The following is a 15367-nucleotide window of genomic DNA, read 5'->3' as shown; positions in this document are numbered from 1 at the left end:
CCTAAGAAACATTTACGAGGCGGCCGGGATCGCCTGTGCCGCAGCGGGATTAACAAGTTCGCCGTAGAGTTTCAGCACTTCGCGCGCCATGACCGACGCGGAAAAGACCGATTTGACCGTGTCGGGAGAGGGCATGACCTTGTCGTGCCAGCCGGGTACCGTCAGGGCTTCCGCCATCACCCGCGCCAGATCGTCGGAATCTCCCGGTGCCACCAGTGCGGGACTATCGGCGCCGAGCACCTCGGGAATGCCGCCAACGCGCGACGCGATGACGGTCTTGCCGGCGCCGAGGCCCTCCAGAACGATATAGGGCATGGCTTCGGCGCGGGAGGGAACGACGAGGTTCTGCGCCATGGAGAAGGCATCCTTCACGCGCATGGCCGGCAGCATACCGATGCGCTTGCCGAGGCCGCGCTCCACCATCATCTCGCGATAACGGTCGCGTTCCGGCCCGTCGCCGATCATCAGCGCCGAAAGCGGTCGGCCGAGCAGGCGCTCGGTCTTGGCGAAGGCATCAATGAAGAGATCCGGGCCTTTGAGGTCGCGCAGCATGCCGACATAAATGAAGTGCACGGCATCGGAGCGGGTCGGGATGTCTGAAAAGTCCCGCGCGCCGATGCCGTTATAGATCAGACGGTTGGTGACCCGCGGCCGCCCCACCTTGGTCGCATAGGTCTGGCGTTCATATTCGCAGATGAAGACGAGCGCATCGGTGAAATATTCCTGCAGTCGCTCCATGCGCAGCACGAACTGGCCGAGCATGGAGGCGCGGGAATAATGCAGGCTTCCGCCATGCGCGGTATAGAGGCGGGCTACGCGATACCTGTTGACCCGCAGGGCTGAGCCGGCAAGCCGCGCAAGCACGCCGCCCTTGGCGCCGTGCCCATGCAGCACATCCGGCCGCAAACTCCTGATTTCCTTGAATGTGTTCCAGAGTACCATGGCATCAGCCGGGCTGATGGAGCGCCGTATCGGAATACGCGTCAGGCCGAGCGAAAGATAAGGACGGATATCGTCGAAGAGACGGTCCTCATATTCGCCGCCGGTCGAGCTGTCGCAGATGATGCCGATTTCGTGGCCCGCCCGGCTGTGTTCCTCCACCAGATCGCGGACATGGCGGAAAATTCCGCCGACCGGCGATCGGAAGCAGTGAAGAATGCGGAGGGGCCTCTGTTCTTCCATCAGCTAGAAGAGCCGTTCACGAACATAGATCGTGTCACCGGCGATGATCGGGCCGGAAATATTGACGCGGCCCGTCAGCACCTGTCCGTTGATCTTGCGCGTGACGTCGACCATGCTCTGGTTGGCGCGGCTGGTGAAGCCGCCGGCAACTGCGATGGCGTTCTGCACGGTCATGCCGGGAACATAGGCATATTGGCCGGGCTGGCCGACTTCACCCATGATGTAGACGGAGCGATAGCGGTCGACATCGATCGTGACATCAGGATCGCGAAGATATCCCTGCTGCAGCTTCTGCGCGATCTGGCCGGAAAGCTGCTGCAGGGTGCGGCCGCGGGCAGGGACCTGGCCGATAAGGGGAAATGCGATATAACCGGCCTGATCCACCGTATAGGTATTGGTCAGCGTCGCTTGATCGAAGACGGTGATGCGCAGGCGGTCGCCGCTGTCGAGCGAATAGGGTTGGATCGTCGCCTGGTTGAAGGCCTTCGGCGCCGGTCGATAGGTCGTGCAGCCCGCCAGTGCAGCCATCATGGCGACAAGGCTCATAGCCATCAAGGTCTTGGGCTGGACGAAGGGCATCCGCTTGCTCACAGGAAGATAAATCGGTCGAGCCGTTATCGATCTATTAGGGTTAATGCCCGGTAAAAAATCCGCCGATTTCCGCAATTCCTTTATCAGGAGCGTCCTGTTTGCGAGGGAATTGCCATTAACCGTTGAGTTACCATGGTCGTTTACGCTTGGGGCAGTTCGTATTGGAGTAGTGAGTATGTCCCGCGTAGCGAGTGATCAGGATGTGGACATCGACCTCGGCCAGCTTGCGCGCGCGGTCTGGGCCTGTCGTCTGAGAATATTGACGATCACCGCATTGGGTGCGGCTGTCGCCTTTGCCGGCGCCAAGATAGTTTCACCGCAATATCGCAGCGAAACGCGTCTCCTTATCGAGCCGCGAGCTCCCGCATTCGCCAATACACAGACGAATGACGCCAGTGCCGGACCACTGCTCGACGAGTTGAATATCGCGAGCCAGGTACAGATCCTGCAGTCGGCAGACCTTATCAAGCAGGTCATCAACAATCTGAAGCTCTATAATCTGCCGGAATTCGATGCGGCTGCGAACGGCTCTGCGCTCACCGATATCCTCGTGGCGCTGCACCTGAAGAAAAACCCGCTGGAAAATCCGCCGGAAGAGCGCGTTATCGACGCCTTCACTCAGCGCCTGCAAGTCTATCAGGTGCCGGGCTCGCGCGTCATCGGCATCACCTTCACCTCCAAGGATCCAAAACTCGCCGCCAGCATTCCGAATGCCATGGCGCAGGTCTACCTGGCTATCCAGAGTGGCGCCAAGCTCGACTCCAACACCGAAGCCACGCGCTGGCTCGAGCCGGAGATCGACAGCATGCGCCAGAAGGTGAGCGAGGCCGAGAAGAAGGTCGCCGATTACCGCACCACCCATGGCCTGCTGCAGACCAACGGCACCACGACCTTTACCGCGCAGCAGCTCAACGATATTTCCGTCGAGCTGACCCGCGTGCGCACCGACAAGGCGAATGCCGAAGCGAGGGCGCAGGCCGTGCGCAACGCGCTCTCTTCGGGCGAAGCCTCAGACACGCTAAGTGATATTATGTCGTCGCAGGCGATCCAGCGGCTGAAGGCGACGGAATCCGGCCTCCAATCGCAGATCTCCGACCTGCAGACGAGCCTGCTGAACAACCACCCGCGGCTGAAGAGCCTGCGCGCTCAGCTTGCCGATATCCGCGTGCAAATCCGCCAGGAAACGCAGAAGATTCTCGCCAGCATCGAGAACGAGACGAAGGTTGCCGATCTGCGCGAACAGGAATTGGAACAGCAGTCCGATACGCTGCAGGCCAACAGCGCCAGGGCGGGCGAGGACGGAGTGGGGCTCAACGCGCTTGAGCGGGAGGCGAATGCCCAGCGCCAGCTTCTCGAAACCTACCTCGTGCGTTACCGCGAGGCCGCTTCCCGCGCCGACCGGAATTCCAGTCCGGCGGACGCCCGCATTGTTTCGAAGGCGATCGAGCAGGTCGATCCCTATTTCCCGAAGGTCGTGCCGATCGTCGTCGTTGCCGCAGTCGCAACACTCATCATGAGCGCGATCATCATCATGCTCTCCGAACTCTTCAGCGGCCGTGCGCTGCGTCCGGTGGAAGCCCCCGATGTCGAGGACGGGGTCGAGGAAGAAGGGCAGGGGGACGCAACACCCGTTCCCGCCTCGAAGCTCGCCAAGCCGAGCATGCTGACGGCTGCCATGGATGACGATGAGGAGCCGGAAGCCGAGCCGGTAGGGGAGGCGCCTGCCGACGACAACGAATTCTCCGTTTCGTCCGTCGCGCGTTATCTCACCGACTGCCGCGCTCCGCTTGCTGTCTCCATATCTCCAACTGGTGACAATGGTTCGGCCGCGACCGTTGCCCTGGCACGCGTGCTCGCCGATACCGGACGCCGCGTGATCGTGATCGACATGACTGGCTCCGGCTATCCGAGCGAACTGATGGCCGAGAACCCCGAAGCACTGGGCGTTACCGATCTTCTCTGCGGGGAGGCTGCCTTCGGCGAGACGATCCATGGCGACCGGATGTCCGATGCGCATCTGATCCCGCAGGGCGTGAGCGATGTGCGCCGCGCCATGCGGGGCGTCGACAGGCTTTCGCTACTGCTCGATGCTCTGACTTCGGCCTATGATATCGTCATTGTCGAATGCGGCGCGGCCGATGTCGCCGGTGTTTCGCGGCTGACGCGCAGCAAGGAAATCGAGATCATCCTGTCGCTGCCCGAGATCGATGAGGCTACTTTCGTCGGCATGATGCAGGATTTCCAGAGTGCAGGCTACGAGCGCGTCGTCCTGATGTCGGGCGGCGAAGAGGCTGCCATGCGCAGCCCTGCGCGTCACGCCGCCTGATCTTTAAATCTTTGTTTTACGCATGTCATTGTCGCAAAACCGCTGCACACTTTTGCGCGACATGCTTACCCGACCTTGGCCCGGATATTTTGGGCGAATTTATAAAGGCCAGGGCGGGCCTTGATGAAGGCCTTGCCACGAGTGATTGCCCGGTGCGCCGTGCCGGCTGCGATGCCGATGCCGGAGATTGGCAGGACCACATCGTAATGGTCAGTTTCGACTGGCGCCCAGGAGCGCTTGTAGGTCTGGTCGCCGAGACCGAAATCGAAGAGCGCAACTCCCTGGCCGTGCAGACCTGATATCATCTGCCAGAAGAGGAATTCGCCGGGGCTTGCATCCGCAACCAGATCCTCGTCGATCGCGCCGAACTGGCAGATGACGTGGTCGCCCTTGCGGGAAATCCCCGACAGCGCGGCGATGCGTCCCTCATAGTCGCCCTTCAGGCGCAGGACGCGCATCTGCAGGCCGAAATTGTCGCCATTCCGCTTGTCGATCAGGCCGTGCAGGAAGGCCTTGGTTTCCGCATCCGCAAAGACATCGGGCAGGCCGAGCGAGGCGAAGCGGGCGCTTTTCAGGCGGAAGAACATGTCGAGAAGTTCGTGTTGCTCCGAGGAAGCTTCCGGCGCGATATAGTCGAAACCGCCAACCGCCTCCAGCCGCCGGCTCTGCGCGCGGAATTTCTTGCGCCTGCTCTTGGCGTTCAACTGCTGCAGCGTCTTCTCGAACGTATCGAAAAGCGGAAGCTGATAGGCGTGGTTCTGGTTCTGCACCATGGGCAGGCCCGAGAGCATGTTGCGACGGCTGCGCCATTCCAGTGGAATATTTTGCAGAAGAAGCAGATCGGCCTTGCCGGCGAGTGCTGCACGAAGGCGGGCAGCAAGATGATGGCTGTCTACCGTATCGCTGTCTGCGGCAAAGTCCTGTGAGAACAGGCCGGTATTGATGTTGCTGTGGTCGGCGCCGATGAATTTGGCGATCCGCATGCCGCGTGAAGCGACGATTTCCACCGGCAGGATGAAGGCGGTGCGGTTGCCGCTGCTGCCACGCAGGATGGCGAGCGGACGGCGGAAAGCCGCCACCCAGGCGGCGCACCAATCATAGCTTTGGTGCAGCGAGGAAAGATTGTCGCGCTCCAGCGCGCGCCATTCCTCTTCCAGGGGCTCCATCCTGTCGAAAAGCTGGATATCGAGTTCGGCCATGGCAAGTTTCACGCTGAGTTGCCGCAGCCGGGAAATGCCGGCTTCAGCTTGCGCCACAGCGTCGAACTTTTGTTCAAGAACATCGAGCCTCTGCGTCTGCACGTATCTTTCTCCGATCGAGAGATTGCTGCAGAGGAAGGTAAGGCAGCCAGACGTATATTTGGTTTAACCGCCGCCCCTCAGTGAGGATTTCCACAAATCAGGGTTATTCCGTCGTTAATCGGCCCCTACCGCTGTCTCGGACCGGCCATCCACTTGATGATGACCATCGCCGGCAGCACCCAGAGCAGGCCGGTGAGCGCGAAGTAAAGGAGATGCCCCCACCAGGGCGCATTGCCGAGCGTCGCGACCGCGATCGTATTCGCCACAATCGCATAGAAAAGCACGAGGATGATGATCAGGATCGTGCCGATGAATTTGCGAAGGCGGACGGGCATCGTATAACTTTCGAACGGATGGGACTGAGCCGGCGCGACGGCATGCCGCAAAGGTTCGGGGCTTGTTTTGCATCAGCCGCTGGGGCAAATCAACTGCCGGATAGAAGGAGACATCATGGCCGTCGCGAACCTGAGCCCGGAGCAGGCGATCCGCACTGAAGTGCGCAGGCAGGACAACAACCGCCGCGCCGTGCGCATCTGGCTGGGTTTCGTGCTTTTGGCGCTCTTCTGTCTCGTGCTCGTAGGGGGTGCCACGCGGCTCACCAATTCCGGTCTTTCCATCACCGAATGGAAGCCGATTCACGGCGTCATCCCGCCGCTGAATGCCGCCGAGTGGGAAGAGGAATTCAAGCTCTACCAGCGCATTCCCGAGTTCCAGCAACTGAACAGTGACATGACGGTCGATCAGTTCAAGAGCATCTTCTGGTGGGAATGGGCGCACCGGCTGATCGCACGCGGCATCGGCGTGATCTTCGCGCTGCCGCTGGTCTTTTTCTGGCTGACGGGCAGGATCGAGAAGCGCCTGCGCTGGCCGCTTGCCGGCATCCTGACGCTGGGTGGCCTGCAGGGTTTTATCGGCTGGTGGATGGTCTCCTCCGGCCTGTCTGTGCGCACGGATGTCAGCCAGTACCGGCTTGCCACCCATCTCGTCATGGCCTGCCTGATCTTCGCCTCCTGCATGTGGATCATGCGCGGGCTTTCGCCGCATTCCGATGATGCTGCCCCGACGAAGAATTCCCACCGCTGGGCGGCGGCGATCGCCATCTTCTCGCTCTTCCAGATCTATCTCGGCGCACTGGTCGCCGGCCTCGATGCCGGCTTTACCTACAATACCTGGCCGCTGATGGACGGCGCCGTCGTGCCCGGCGATCTCTTCATCCAGCAGCCCTTCTGGATCAACCTCTTCGAAAACCCGAAGACGGTGCAGTTCATCCACCGTTTCGGCGCGTACACGCTTTTCGCACTGGCGTTCATCAACATGGTGATCGCGCTGCGTACCGCATCCTGGACCACGCATGCACGCCGCTCCGTGGTGCTCTTCGCACTCGTCACGATCCAGGCGGCAATTGGCATCACCACGCTGCTGCTCGAGGTGCCGCTGCATTGGGGCCTGCTGCACCAGGCAGGTGCGTTGGTGGTATTCGGTTTCGCCGTCGCCAACTGGCGCGGCTATTACGGCGAATATCCCCACGCAACTGTTATCGCCGAGCGTGACTGAGCAGGGATAGAGACGTCCTTATCTCCTGGCTCGCGGAAGAGTGAATGGGATCAATGCGATGCTCCTCGCATGGATTTGCCGTGACATGCTAGATTGTCGGCTTGGCGCATGGGCGATCCTATGAAGGGGGATGTTCACATGAACAGATTTCGCACATTCGTAATGGCAGGCGCGCTGATCACGCTTTCCGCAATCGCCTCGGGCTGTACATCGACGGGGAGATACGATTATGGCGAGGATACGTCCCTGAACCCGGCCTGCGCCGGCGGTTTCCGTCCCAGCGATAATCGCCCCTGCTCTTATTGAGCCGACGGGCTTACCACGTTCCCATAAAGGCCGAGGCTGCCAGCAATAGCCCGGTCAGGATATTTGCCAGGAACAGACGGTAATTCACTTCCGGCCGTGCAAGGTCGATCCGCCAGGTCTGCCAAATAAGGTGCGCGGCGATGACGAGCATTCCAAACGCATAGGGCAGGGACATGCCCGACAGCCAGCCTCCGAGCGACCATGCGGCGACCGTCAAAGCGTAGAACAGGCCAATCATGAGCTTGCCATGCCGGCCGAACAGGATCGCAGTTGATTTCAGCCCGAGGCTTCTGTCGTCTTTCACGTCGACATAGGCATAGACGGTATCGTAGCCGATCTGCCACGCGATGGCTCCAGCCCACATAAGCACGGCTCCGGCCGGAATATGGCCGGCAATTTCCGCCCAGGCCATGAGCATGCCCCAGTTGAACGCTGCGCCCAGCACCGCCTGCGGCCAATGGGTGAAGCGTTTGCAGAGCGGATAGATGAACACAAGCGGCAGAACGCACAGGGCGATCAGCCGCGTATAGGGCGTCAGAAACAGCAGGAGAGATGCCGCCAAGGCGAGTTCGACGGCCAGAAAGGTCAACGCCTGACTGACGCCGATCTGCCCGCTTGCCAGAGGCCGGAAACGGGTTCGCTCGACATGGCCGTCAAATTTCCGGTCCGCGATATCGTTGATCGTGGAGCCGGCGCTTCTCATCAGCAGGGCGCCGAGCGTGAAGACGGCCAGCTGCCGGATATCAGGCAAGCCATGAGCGGCCTGAAACAGCGCCGCCCAGCATGGAAACAGCGTCAGCCATATTCCGACTGGGCGATCGAGCCGCGCGAGCCTTGTGTAAGGTCGCCATGTGCCCGGCAACAGCCGATCCACCCAGTCACCCCTATGAATATCGCTCAAGTCCGGGCGGTTTAATGTGTTCATGGCGTGATCCGGATATTTTCGAAAATTCTCAATGAAAGCAGCTATTTCGTGCCTTGGATTGGCTGTCGCAGAATAGAGGCTTTCGCAGACGTTGCAATGATCGTCCCCGTGTCAGACAGACCCATTCAGCCTGCGTGAGAGAGGATGTTCAGCAGCTTGCCGGTGGGGTCGCGAATATAGAAACGCCGTACACCCCAGGGCTCGTCGGTCGGCCCGTAGACGATCTGATGCCCGCCTGTCACAGCGCGCCGATGGACCTCGTTCAGATCATCGACCTCGATCGAAATGTCGGGCACTGCGGTTCCCGATCCGCCCTCCGTTGCAATACCGATCTGGGTGATTGCGCGCCTGTCGGATGCAAGGGTGACGATCCAGCCATGATCCATCGCGATGTCGAGATCGAACAGCGCGGAATAAAAATTGCGCACCTCTTCAATCGAAGCGGCGGCTATATTCGGAACGATGCGCAGCACAGTCATGGTGTTCCTCCCTCGGCTCGAAGAGAAATAGCACTTGGTCGACCTGCGGAACAGTTCGGGCCCTGTCTGCTGAACTGTTCCGCAGGGTCGTAGTCATTGGACCTCAGATGCTCGCCTGCAGCCCGTAGAGATTGGCATAGATGCCGCCGCTCTCCATCAGCCTGTCATGATTGCCTTCTTCGACGATACCGTCGCCGGTGAGCACCAGAATGCGGTCGGCGTGGCGGATCGTCGAAAGGCGATGGGCGATCACGAGCGTCGTGCGCCCCTTGGCGAGCGTCAGGAACGCCTGCTGAACCGCCCGCTCGCTTTCATTGTCGAGCGCACTCGTCGCCTCGTCGAAGATGAGGATGGCAGGGTTCTTGAGGAAGGCACGGGCGATCGTCAGCCGCTGGCGCTGCCCGCCCGACAGCTTTACGCCGCGCTGGCCGATATCGGTCTGATAGCCCTGCGGTAACGCCATGATGAAATCATGCGCATGGGCAGCACGGGCTGCGGCCTCCACCTCTTCGTCCGTCGCATCCGGTCGGCCGTAACGCAGGTTGTCCGCCACAGTTCCGGCGAAGAGATAGACATCCTGCTGCACCACACCGAGGTGCCGGCGCAGCGAGGCGAGCGTCACATCACGGATATCGGTGCCATCGATTTCGATCGAGCCGCCGGTGACATCATAGAAGCGGGGCAGCAGCGCGCAGAGCGTGCTTTTCCCCACGCCGGAGGGGCCGACGAGTGCCACGAATTCGCCGGGGCGGATGGTCAGCGACAGGTTGCTGAGCACGTCCGCTCCGTCCTCATAGCTGAAATCGACATTCGAGAGCCGGATCTCTCCCTTCGGGGTATGCAACGCATGAGCCGAAGGTCGATCCACGACGTCTGGGTCGATCTCCAGGATTTCCATGGCCCGCACGAAGCCCGTATAGCCCTCCTGCCAGAGCCGGGCGAGGTTGGCCATCCGCTTGACCGGATCGACGAGGACGCCGACGCAGAGCAGGAAGGTCAGGAGATCGGCAATGGTGAGTTCCGCCGCAAGGATGCGCAATCCGCCGAGGATGACGACCAGAAGCGTAATGATCTGGGCGAAGGTCTCGGCACCGGCGGAAAACCAGGCTTCGCTGCGGTAGCCATCGGCGCGACTTTCGAGGAAGCGCCTGTTGAGGACAGCAAAGCGTTTCCGCTCCAGATCCTCGTTGGCGAAGGATTGGACGACGCGGATGCCGGCCAGCGCATCCTCGACCTTTTCGTTGACGGCGGCGATTTCCTGCTTGCTCGCCTCGAGGGCACGGTTCATGCGCCTGTTGAAGTGCAGCGCATAAGCCACGGCAAAAGGCGTCAGCAGGAGGATCAGAAATGCCAGTTGCGGGTCGATGAAGAACAGGACTGCCATCGCCCCGCTATATTTGAGAATAGCGATCAGAAGGTCTTCCGGCCCGTGATGGAAAAGTTCTCCCAGCCAGAACGAATCGCCGACGATGCGGCTCATCAATTGGCCGGTGCGGTGCCGGTCGTAGAAGCCGAAGGAGAGCTTCTGGCAGTGGTCGAACAGTTCCTGCCGGATATGCGCCTCGATATGCGCACCCATCATATGGCCGCGATAATCGACGAAGAAGATCGCAGCTGTCTCGACTGCCACGATGGCCAGCATGACGCTGCCCATGCCGAGGATCTGCCAATAGGCCGAAGCCGTATCGGTGAGCCCGATGAGATGGCTCATGACGATGTTGGCGCAGAGCGGCAACGCTACTGCGGCAGCAGCAACGACCACGGCGCAGGCAATATCGGCCATGAGCAGCGGAAGATGCGGCCGGAAGTAGGACACGAACTTGCGCAGGCGCAGCTGGCGCCTGTCGTGGGATTGCGATGCGGTTGAGAAGCTGCGGTTAAGACGCGGCGGGTTTTTCCTCGCGCGTGAAAGCAAACTGGACATGAAGACGGATATCCTGAGTGTTGATCTTGTTCTTCTGGTTGCTCAGGATCGTTTTCATGAGTGCCTCCCATCGGCGTGAAACAGTCAGCACAGTGGCTGTCAAAGTCGTGATGCGAGCAGATGCCTATAGGCTGCCTCGCATGCACGACGCCGCTTTTACCGCAAAACAGCGAGGAAAGCGACCTCCTTATAGCGCAATGATCATTTGTTGCTGAAGCGGCCAATATCGCGCCCCTACCCGTCGGGACGCGATATTCTGTTGTAGCCCCGGCCTAGTTCGCTCCCCCGGGTGAATTCTGGAGGTTGTCCATCACCTGGTCGATCGAGAAGCTGCCCGGCTTCTGCCGTGGCGGGAACTCCTTGAAAGTTTCCAAGAATTTGGCGACGTAAGCCTGTGCCGGCACCATGACGAACAGATGTTCGACACGCCAGCGCTCGTAATCCATGCCCTCGTGATCGGCCGTTTCGAAAGGATCCGAGCGCAGGTTGAAGAGCTTCGGCAAACGCAAGGGCACGAAAGGTTCCTGCCACACATCGAGCCCTTCGGCGCGTTGCTCGGCAAAAACGATCTTCCATTGATCGTAACGCAGACCGACGAGCGTGCCGTCGTCCACGAAGTAGATGAATTCGCGGCGCGGATCGGGGCTGTGCCCCGCGAGATAGTCGGTGATGTTGTAGCCGTCGAGATGGACCTTGAATGTCTTGGGGCCGGCCGTATAGCCCGAGAGAAGCTTGTCCTTGATTTGCGGTTCGCCCGCGGCGGCAACCAGCGTGGGTATCCAGTCTTCATGTGCCACGATCTCATTGTAGATCGTTCCTGGCGCGATAGTGCCTGGCCAGCGGACGGCACAGGGGACGCGGAAGCCGCCCTCCCAGTTCGTATTCTTCTCACCGCGGAACGGCGACTGGCCGCCGTCCGGCCAGGTGAACTTCTCCGCCCCGTTGTCAGTCGAATACATCACGATCGTATTCTCGGCGAGGCCGAGGTCGTCCAAGGCCTTCAGCATCTGCCCGACCATTTCGTCGTGCTCGGTCATGCCGTCGGGATAGATGCCCAATCCGGTCTTGCCCTGGCTTTCGGCCTTGAGCCTGGTCCAGACATGCATGCGCGTCGAATTCCACCACAGGAAAAACGGCTTGTCCTGTTCCTTGGCACGCTTCAGGAAGCCGATCGCGGCATCGGTGACTTCCTGATCGATCGTCTCCATGCGTTTCTTTGTCAGTGGGCCGGTATTCTCGATGCGGCCGTCGGCATAGGAATGCAGAACGCCGCGCGGACCGAACTTCTTCCTGAATTCCGGATTTTTCGGATAGTCCGGATGCTCGGGTTCGTCTTCGGCATTGAGATGATAGAGGGAACCGAAGAACTCGTCGAAGCCGTGAGCTGTCGGAAGATGCTCGTCACGGTCGCCGAGATGGTTCTTGCCGAATTGCCCCGTAAGATATCCATGCGGTTTGAGGAGTTCGGCAAGCGTCGGGTCTTCCGCCTGCATTCCCTCTTTGGCGCCCGGCAGGCCAACCTTCAAAAGCCCCGTACGATAGGGTGACTGTCCCATGATGAAAGCCGCCCGCCCGGCCGTGCAGCTCTGCTGACCGTAGTAGTCGGTGAACAGCCCGCCTTCTCTGGCAATCCGGTCGATATTGGGCGTCTTGTAGCCCATCATGCCCTGATTATAGGCGCTGACATTCCAGTATCCGATATCGTCGCCCCACAGGATGAGAATGTTCGGAGGCCGCGCAGACGCTGTCTGGGCCCTCACGGTTCGTATCGAGGCCGGTAGTGAAACTGCAGCAGCTGCTAGTGCTGTCCCTCCAAGCAACAGAAGGCTTCGCCGGCTCATTCCGCCGCGTTCGCGAGTACCGCTGACGCCCTGAGGTGTGATGACATGCTTGCTCATATCCCTTCCTCCTATTGGCAGTCTCGATCCATTGACCGTCCATGACGGCAACGGAATATACTACACCCTGGAGTTTCAGCTGGACAGCCGTTCGAGCGCTACTTGATTCCTGCAATGAATGGCCGCAGACTGCCAGCACATCACCAGGAACCGGACCGGACGCGGAGTGCGGAGATCAGTTCATGGACGCCCTCAGCCATCATCCTCTCAATCGTTTCCAGCAATTTGCCAGCGCAGATCCGGATGCATTGCTGGCTCGTGTCACGGATCTGTTTGCAGTCCGCTCGATTGATTTCCCACGTGACGAGGGGATAGTCGATGCTCGCCTCAACCACTGCCAGATCGATAATGTCGGATTGACCTATGCGCGCTACGGCGCAGCCATGAACGCAACTGTCGAGCAGTCGAACTATTATCTGCAGGGTTTTCCTCTGCACGGCGGGGGAGATGCGATAATCGACCGGGCGTCCGGCACCCTCTCACGCGAACGAGGCGTTGTCGGCGGACCAGGCGCGCGGCTCAATTTGCGCTATTCGCGGGATTTCGAGCATCTCATCGTGCGGATCAGGCCGGATGGCCTGGTGCGCAAGCTTGCAAGTCTTATCGGCGAGCCCATCGATCCGCCGTTATGCCTGGTAGCGGATGTGATCCGTAGCGATGCCCAGTTCAGATGGATCGAGTTCGTTGTCGGAGAGTTGAGCCAGGCCGGCAGTTTTGTGCCACCGCTTCTGCTCGCTGAAATGGAACAGGCAATCATGGTCTCGTATCTTTGCAATTCGCGTCATAACTACAGCGACAGGCTTGCCGGCAACCCGCCCGGCACGGCTCCATGGCAGGTGCGCCGGGCCGAGGAATATATCGCGGACAACTGGGACAAACCGGTGACCATCGAAGCGCTCGCCGCGGCTGCAAATACCAGCGTGAGAAGCCTGTTTCATTCCTTCAGGCGCGCGCGCGGAATGTCGCCGATGGTGTTTGCGCGCCGTGTCCGGCTGGCTCGGGCGCATGATATGCTCGCAGCACCCCAACCGGGAACCACAGTCACATCGGTGGCATTCGATTGCGGCTTCGGCAATCTCGGGGCATTCGCGCATTATTATCAGGCGAGCTATGGAGAGTTGCCGTCCACGACGCTGCGCGCAGCCCTTTCCAATCGCGCAGGCAACGATCTGGATCGTACGCGATTGCCGTCTCCTGAGAAATGAGAGAGCATCCGCTGACCGGCAACGGTCTCACGGATCCGGCCCGCTGATTTCCTCCTGCAAGCGCTCGAACGCCGTTGGAAACAGTGTTGCAGGTGGGCTGTAAGGATTGGAGAAGGCGTAGATGAAGAAAAGGATGATGCCGGTAAAGACGCCGAAGATCGACAGCAGTAGCAGGTTGCGGCCGTCGGGCGCGTAGGGGTAATAGCCGATGGCGGTAAAGACCACTCCTGAAACCGCGGCAAACCAGAAGATCAGGCTGATGGAGTCGGTGCCGCTGTTTTCCCGCCGGTCGCGGGATTCCGAAATCATATGGATTTCCTCGAGCATGTGGCCGCGCAGGCTCTCTTGCTTGGCATTGACGGGAGCCAGTTCGAGGATCCTCAGATAGGCGTTGTTCCATTGATCCCAGGCCGCCGAAGAGAGTTCGCCGGTGCGCCCGAGCTCGCTCCATTCCTGCTCGATGACGATGCGGACATAGTCTTTCAGCGCCTTCTGGATCGGTCCCTGCGCCTCCGGGCCATAGCGTTCGGCATCATAGAAGACATCGCCGACCGCATTGCTTTCCACCGTGCTTTCCGTTCGCAGCGCCTGATATTCGATCATTTCCTGCGCAAAAACGAGGGCAAGGATGAGCGCATGCAGGCTGGCGATGCGGGTGATGACCGAACTGGCCAGCTCCCTGTCCCGCCCGCCCGGGTCACCGCCCATAGCCAGATGCATGATGTAATAGGCCGCAAGCACTGTTGCGGTCGTGCCTCCAATGATGGCAATGCCGATGAGAACCGACGCCATTTAGCTCCCCTCACATGGGAGAGTGTAAGGCTTTCATAGCAAGCGGGCAATCGTATCGGGTACTACCGAAGCAGACTGTCGAAGACAGGCATGCCGCCGATCGCAGAGGCCGCGATCAGAATGTAGCAGGTCACGCGGAAGGTGCTCTCCTTGGCGAACCCGAACAGCTTCGAGCCGCCCCAGAGGCCAGCGGCATAGGCGGGCAGGGTGACGATCGTGAGCACAAAGACCGTGGAGACGAACAGCCCGCCGAAATAGTAGCTGATGAAGCTGAAGACCGTGGAGATCGAAAAGTAAAGGATGACGTTCGAGCGCACACGCGTGAAATTACTATTGCCGCCGAGCCAGTAGGCGACAACAGGCGGTCCGCCGAGCTGCGCTGCGCCGCTGAAGAGGCCGGCAATGAGGCCGATCGCGGCGCTGAGCGGTGCGATTGGTTTGCCGTGATAGCGCCAGCCGGAGACAAGCAGTGCCAGCAGGCAGATGGCAATGGCTGAGACGATCCAGCGCAGCAGCAGCGGCTCCATGAGTGCCAGTGCCGCCGTTCCGGCCGGAACGCCGAGCGCCGCACCTGCTGCCATCGTGAAGACCTCGCGCCTGTCCGCCCCGCGCCATGCGGCGGGGATCATGCCGAGGGTCGCAAGCCCGTCGATGACGAGCAATACAGGGGAGGTGAGCTTCGGCCCGATCACGGCGCCGGCAAGCGGAATGAAGATGAGTGCCGCGCCGAAACCGGAAAAGCCGCGCGCGAGGCCGGCGACGAAAGCAAATATGATCAGCGAGGAAATGCCGTGATCTGGCAGCGCAGCATCAAACCAGGCGCGCAGACCGGCCATCAGCGCTTCCAGCGTCATCGATCGGGCTCCGTATTTCGGGGAGAGACA

14 protein-coding genes are annotated in these 15367 nt (G+C 60.3%); 4 read left to right on the top strand and 10 right to left on the bottom strand.

The window, feature by feature from the left end:
- Window positions 1–12: 12 nt before the first annotated feature.
- On the bottom strand, window positions 13–1182 hold the full coding sequence (locus PMI11_RS18485; protein ID WP_007819912.1) for a glycosyltransferase family 4 protein: 1170 nt from the start codon (window positions 1180–1182) through the stop codon (window positions 13–15).
- A gap of 3 nt (window positions 1183–1185) precedes the next feature.
- Window positions 1186–1761, bottom strand: coding sequence for a polysaccharide biosynthesis/export family protein (locus PMI11_RS18480; protein ID WP_007819909.1), 576 nt, complete (start codon window positions 1759–1761; stop codon window positions 1186–1188).
- 187 nt (window positions 1762–1948) lie between these two features.
- On the opposite strand from PMI11_RS18480, the gene PMI11_RS18475 reads away from it, so the two are divergent.
- A complete protein-coding gene (locus tag PMI11_RS18475; protein ID WP_007819907.1) occupies window positions 1949–4099 on the top strand; it encodes a GumC family protein in 2151 nt (716 codons plus the stop codon).
- Window positions 4100–4164: 65 nt separating this feature from the next.
- On the opposite strand, the gene PMI11_RS18470 is transcribed toward PMI11_RS18475, so the two are convergent.
- A complete protein-coding gene (locus PMI11_RS18470; protein WP_007819905.1) occupies window positions 4165–5400 on the bottom strand; it encodes a GNAT family N-acetyltransferase in 1236 nt (411 codons plus the stop codon).
- 125 nt (window positions 5401–5525) lie between these two features.
- A complete protein-coding gene (locus tag PMI11_RS18465) occupies window positions 5526–5735 on the bottom strand; it encodes a DUF2842 domain-containing protein (RefSeq protein ID WP_037071678.1) in 210 nt (69 codons plus the stop codon).
- A gap of 115 nt (window positions 5736–5850) precedes the next feature.
- Between PMI11_RS18465 and PMI11_RS18460 the strand changes: the two genes are divergently transcribed.
- Complete coding sequence (locus PMI11_RS18460) at window positions 5851–6954, top strand: COX15/CtaA family protein (protein ID WP_007819901.1); 1104 nt, start codon at window positions 5851–5853, stop codon at window positions 6952–6954.
- A 138-nt stretch (window positions 6955–7092) separates the two neighbouring features.
- Window positions 7093–7260, top strand: coding sequence for a hypothetical protein (locus PMI11_RS37715; protein ID WP_007819898.1), 168 nt, complete (start codon window positions 7093–7095; stop codon window positions 7258–7260).
- A 10-nt stretch (window positions 7261–7270) separates the two neighbouring features.
- Here PMI11_RS37715 and ubiA read toward each other — a convergent pair whose 3' ends face one another.
- From ubiA to PMI11_RS18440, 4 genes are all read right to left on the bottom strand, one after another.
- Entirely contained in the window at window positions 7271–8185 is a 915-nt protein-coding gene (gene ubiA / locus PMI11_RS18455) for a 4-hydroxybenzoate octaprenyltransferase (RefSeq protein WP_007819896.1), read from the bottom strand.
- A 125-nt stretch (window positions 8186–8310) separates the two neighbouring features.
- On the bottom strand, window positions 8311–8664 hold the full coding sequence (locus PMI11_RS18450; RefSeq protein ID WP_007819894.1) for a VOC family protein: 354 nt from the start codon (window positions 8662–8664) through the stop codon (window positions 8311–8313).
- 103 nt (window positions 8665–8767) lie between these two features.
- On the bottom strand, window positions 8768–10588 hold the full coding sequence (locus PMI11_RS18445) for an ABC transporter ATP-binding protein (RefSeq protein WP_007819892.1): 1821 nt from the start codon (window positions 10586–10588) through the stop codon (window positions 8768–8770).
- A 272-nt stretch (window positions 10589–10860) separates the two neighbouring features.
- Window positions 10861–12486 carry an arylsulfatase gene (locus PMI11_RS18440; protein ID WP_007819888.1) on the bottom strand — a complete coding sequence of 542 codons (1626 nt, stop codon included), beginning with the start codon at window positions 12484–12486 and terminating at the stop codon, window positions 10861–10863.
- A gap of 182 nt (window positions 12487–12668) precedes the next feature.
- On the opposite strand from PMI11_RS18440, the gene PMI11_RS36020 reads away from it, so the two are divergent.
- Window positions 12669–13691 (top strand): AraC family transcriptional regulator, encoded by a 1023-nt coding sequence (locus PMI11_RS36020; protein WP_007819886.1) that lies wholly within the window; start codon window positions 12669–12671, stop codon window positions 13689–13691.
- Window positions 13692–13718: 27 nt separating this feature from the next.
- Here PMI11_RS36020 and PMI11_RS18430 read toward each other — a convergent pair whose 3' ends face one another.
- Window positions 13719–14483 (bottom strand): bestrophin-like domain, encoded by a 765-nt coding sequence (locus PMI11_RS18430; protein ID WP_007819884.1) that lies wholly within the window; start codon window positions 14481–14483, stop codon window positions 13719–13721.
- Between the two features lie 62 nt (window positions 14484–14545).
- Complete coding sequence (locus PMI11_RS18425) at window positions 14546–15337, bottom strand: sulfite exporter TauE/SafE family protein (RefSeq protein ID WP_007819882.1); 792 nt, start codon at window positions 15335–15337, stop codon at window positions 14546–14548.
- Window positions 15338–15367 lie beyond the last annotated feature (30 nt).

The sequence above is a fragment of the Rhizobium sp. CF142 genome, assembly GCF_000281145.1.
Taxonomy (GTDB): domain Bacteria; phylum Pseudomonadota; class Alphaproteobacteria; order Rhizobiales; family Rhizobiaceae; genus Rhizobium.
The sequence above is the reverse complement of the archived record's forward strand: the minus strand, read 5'-3'. Positions and strand labels throughout refer to the sequence as shown.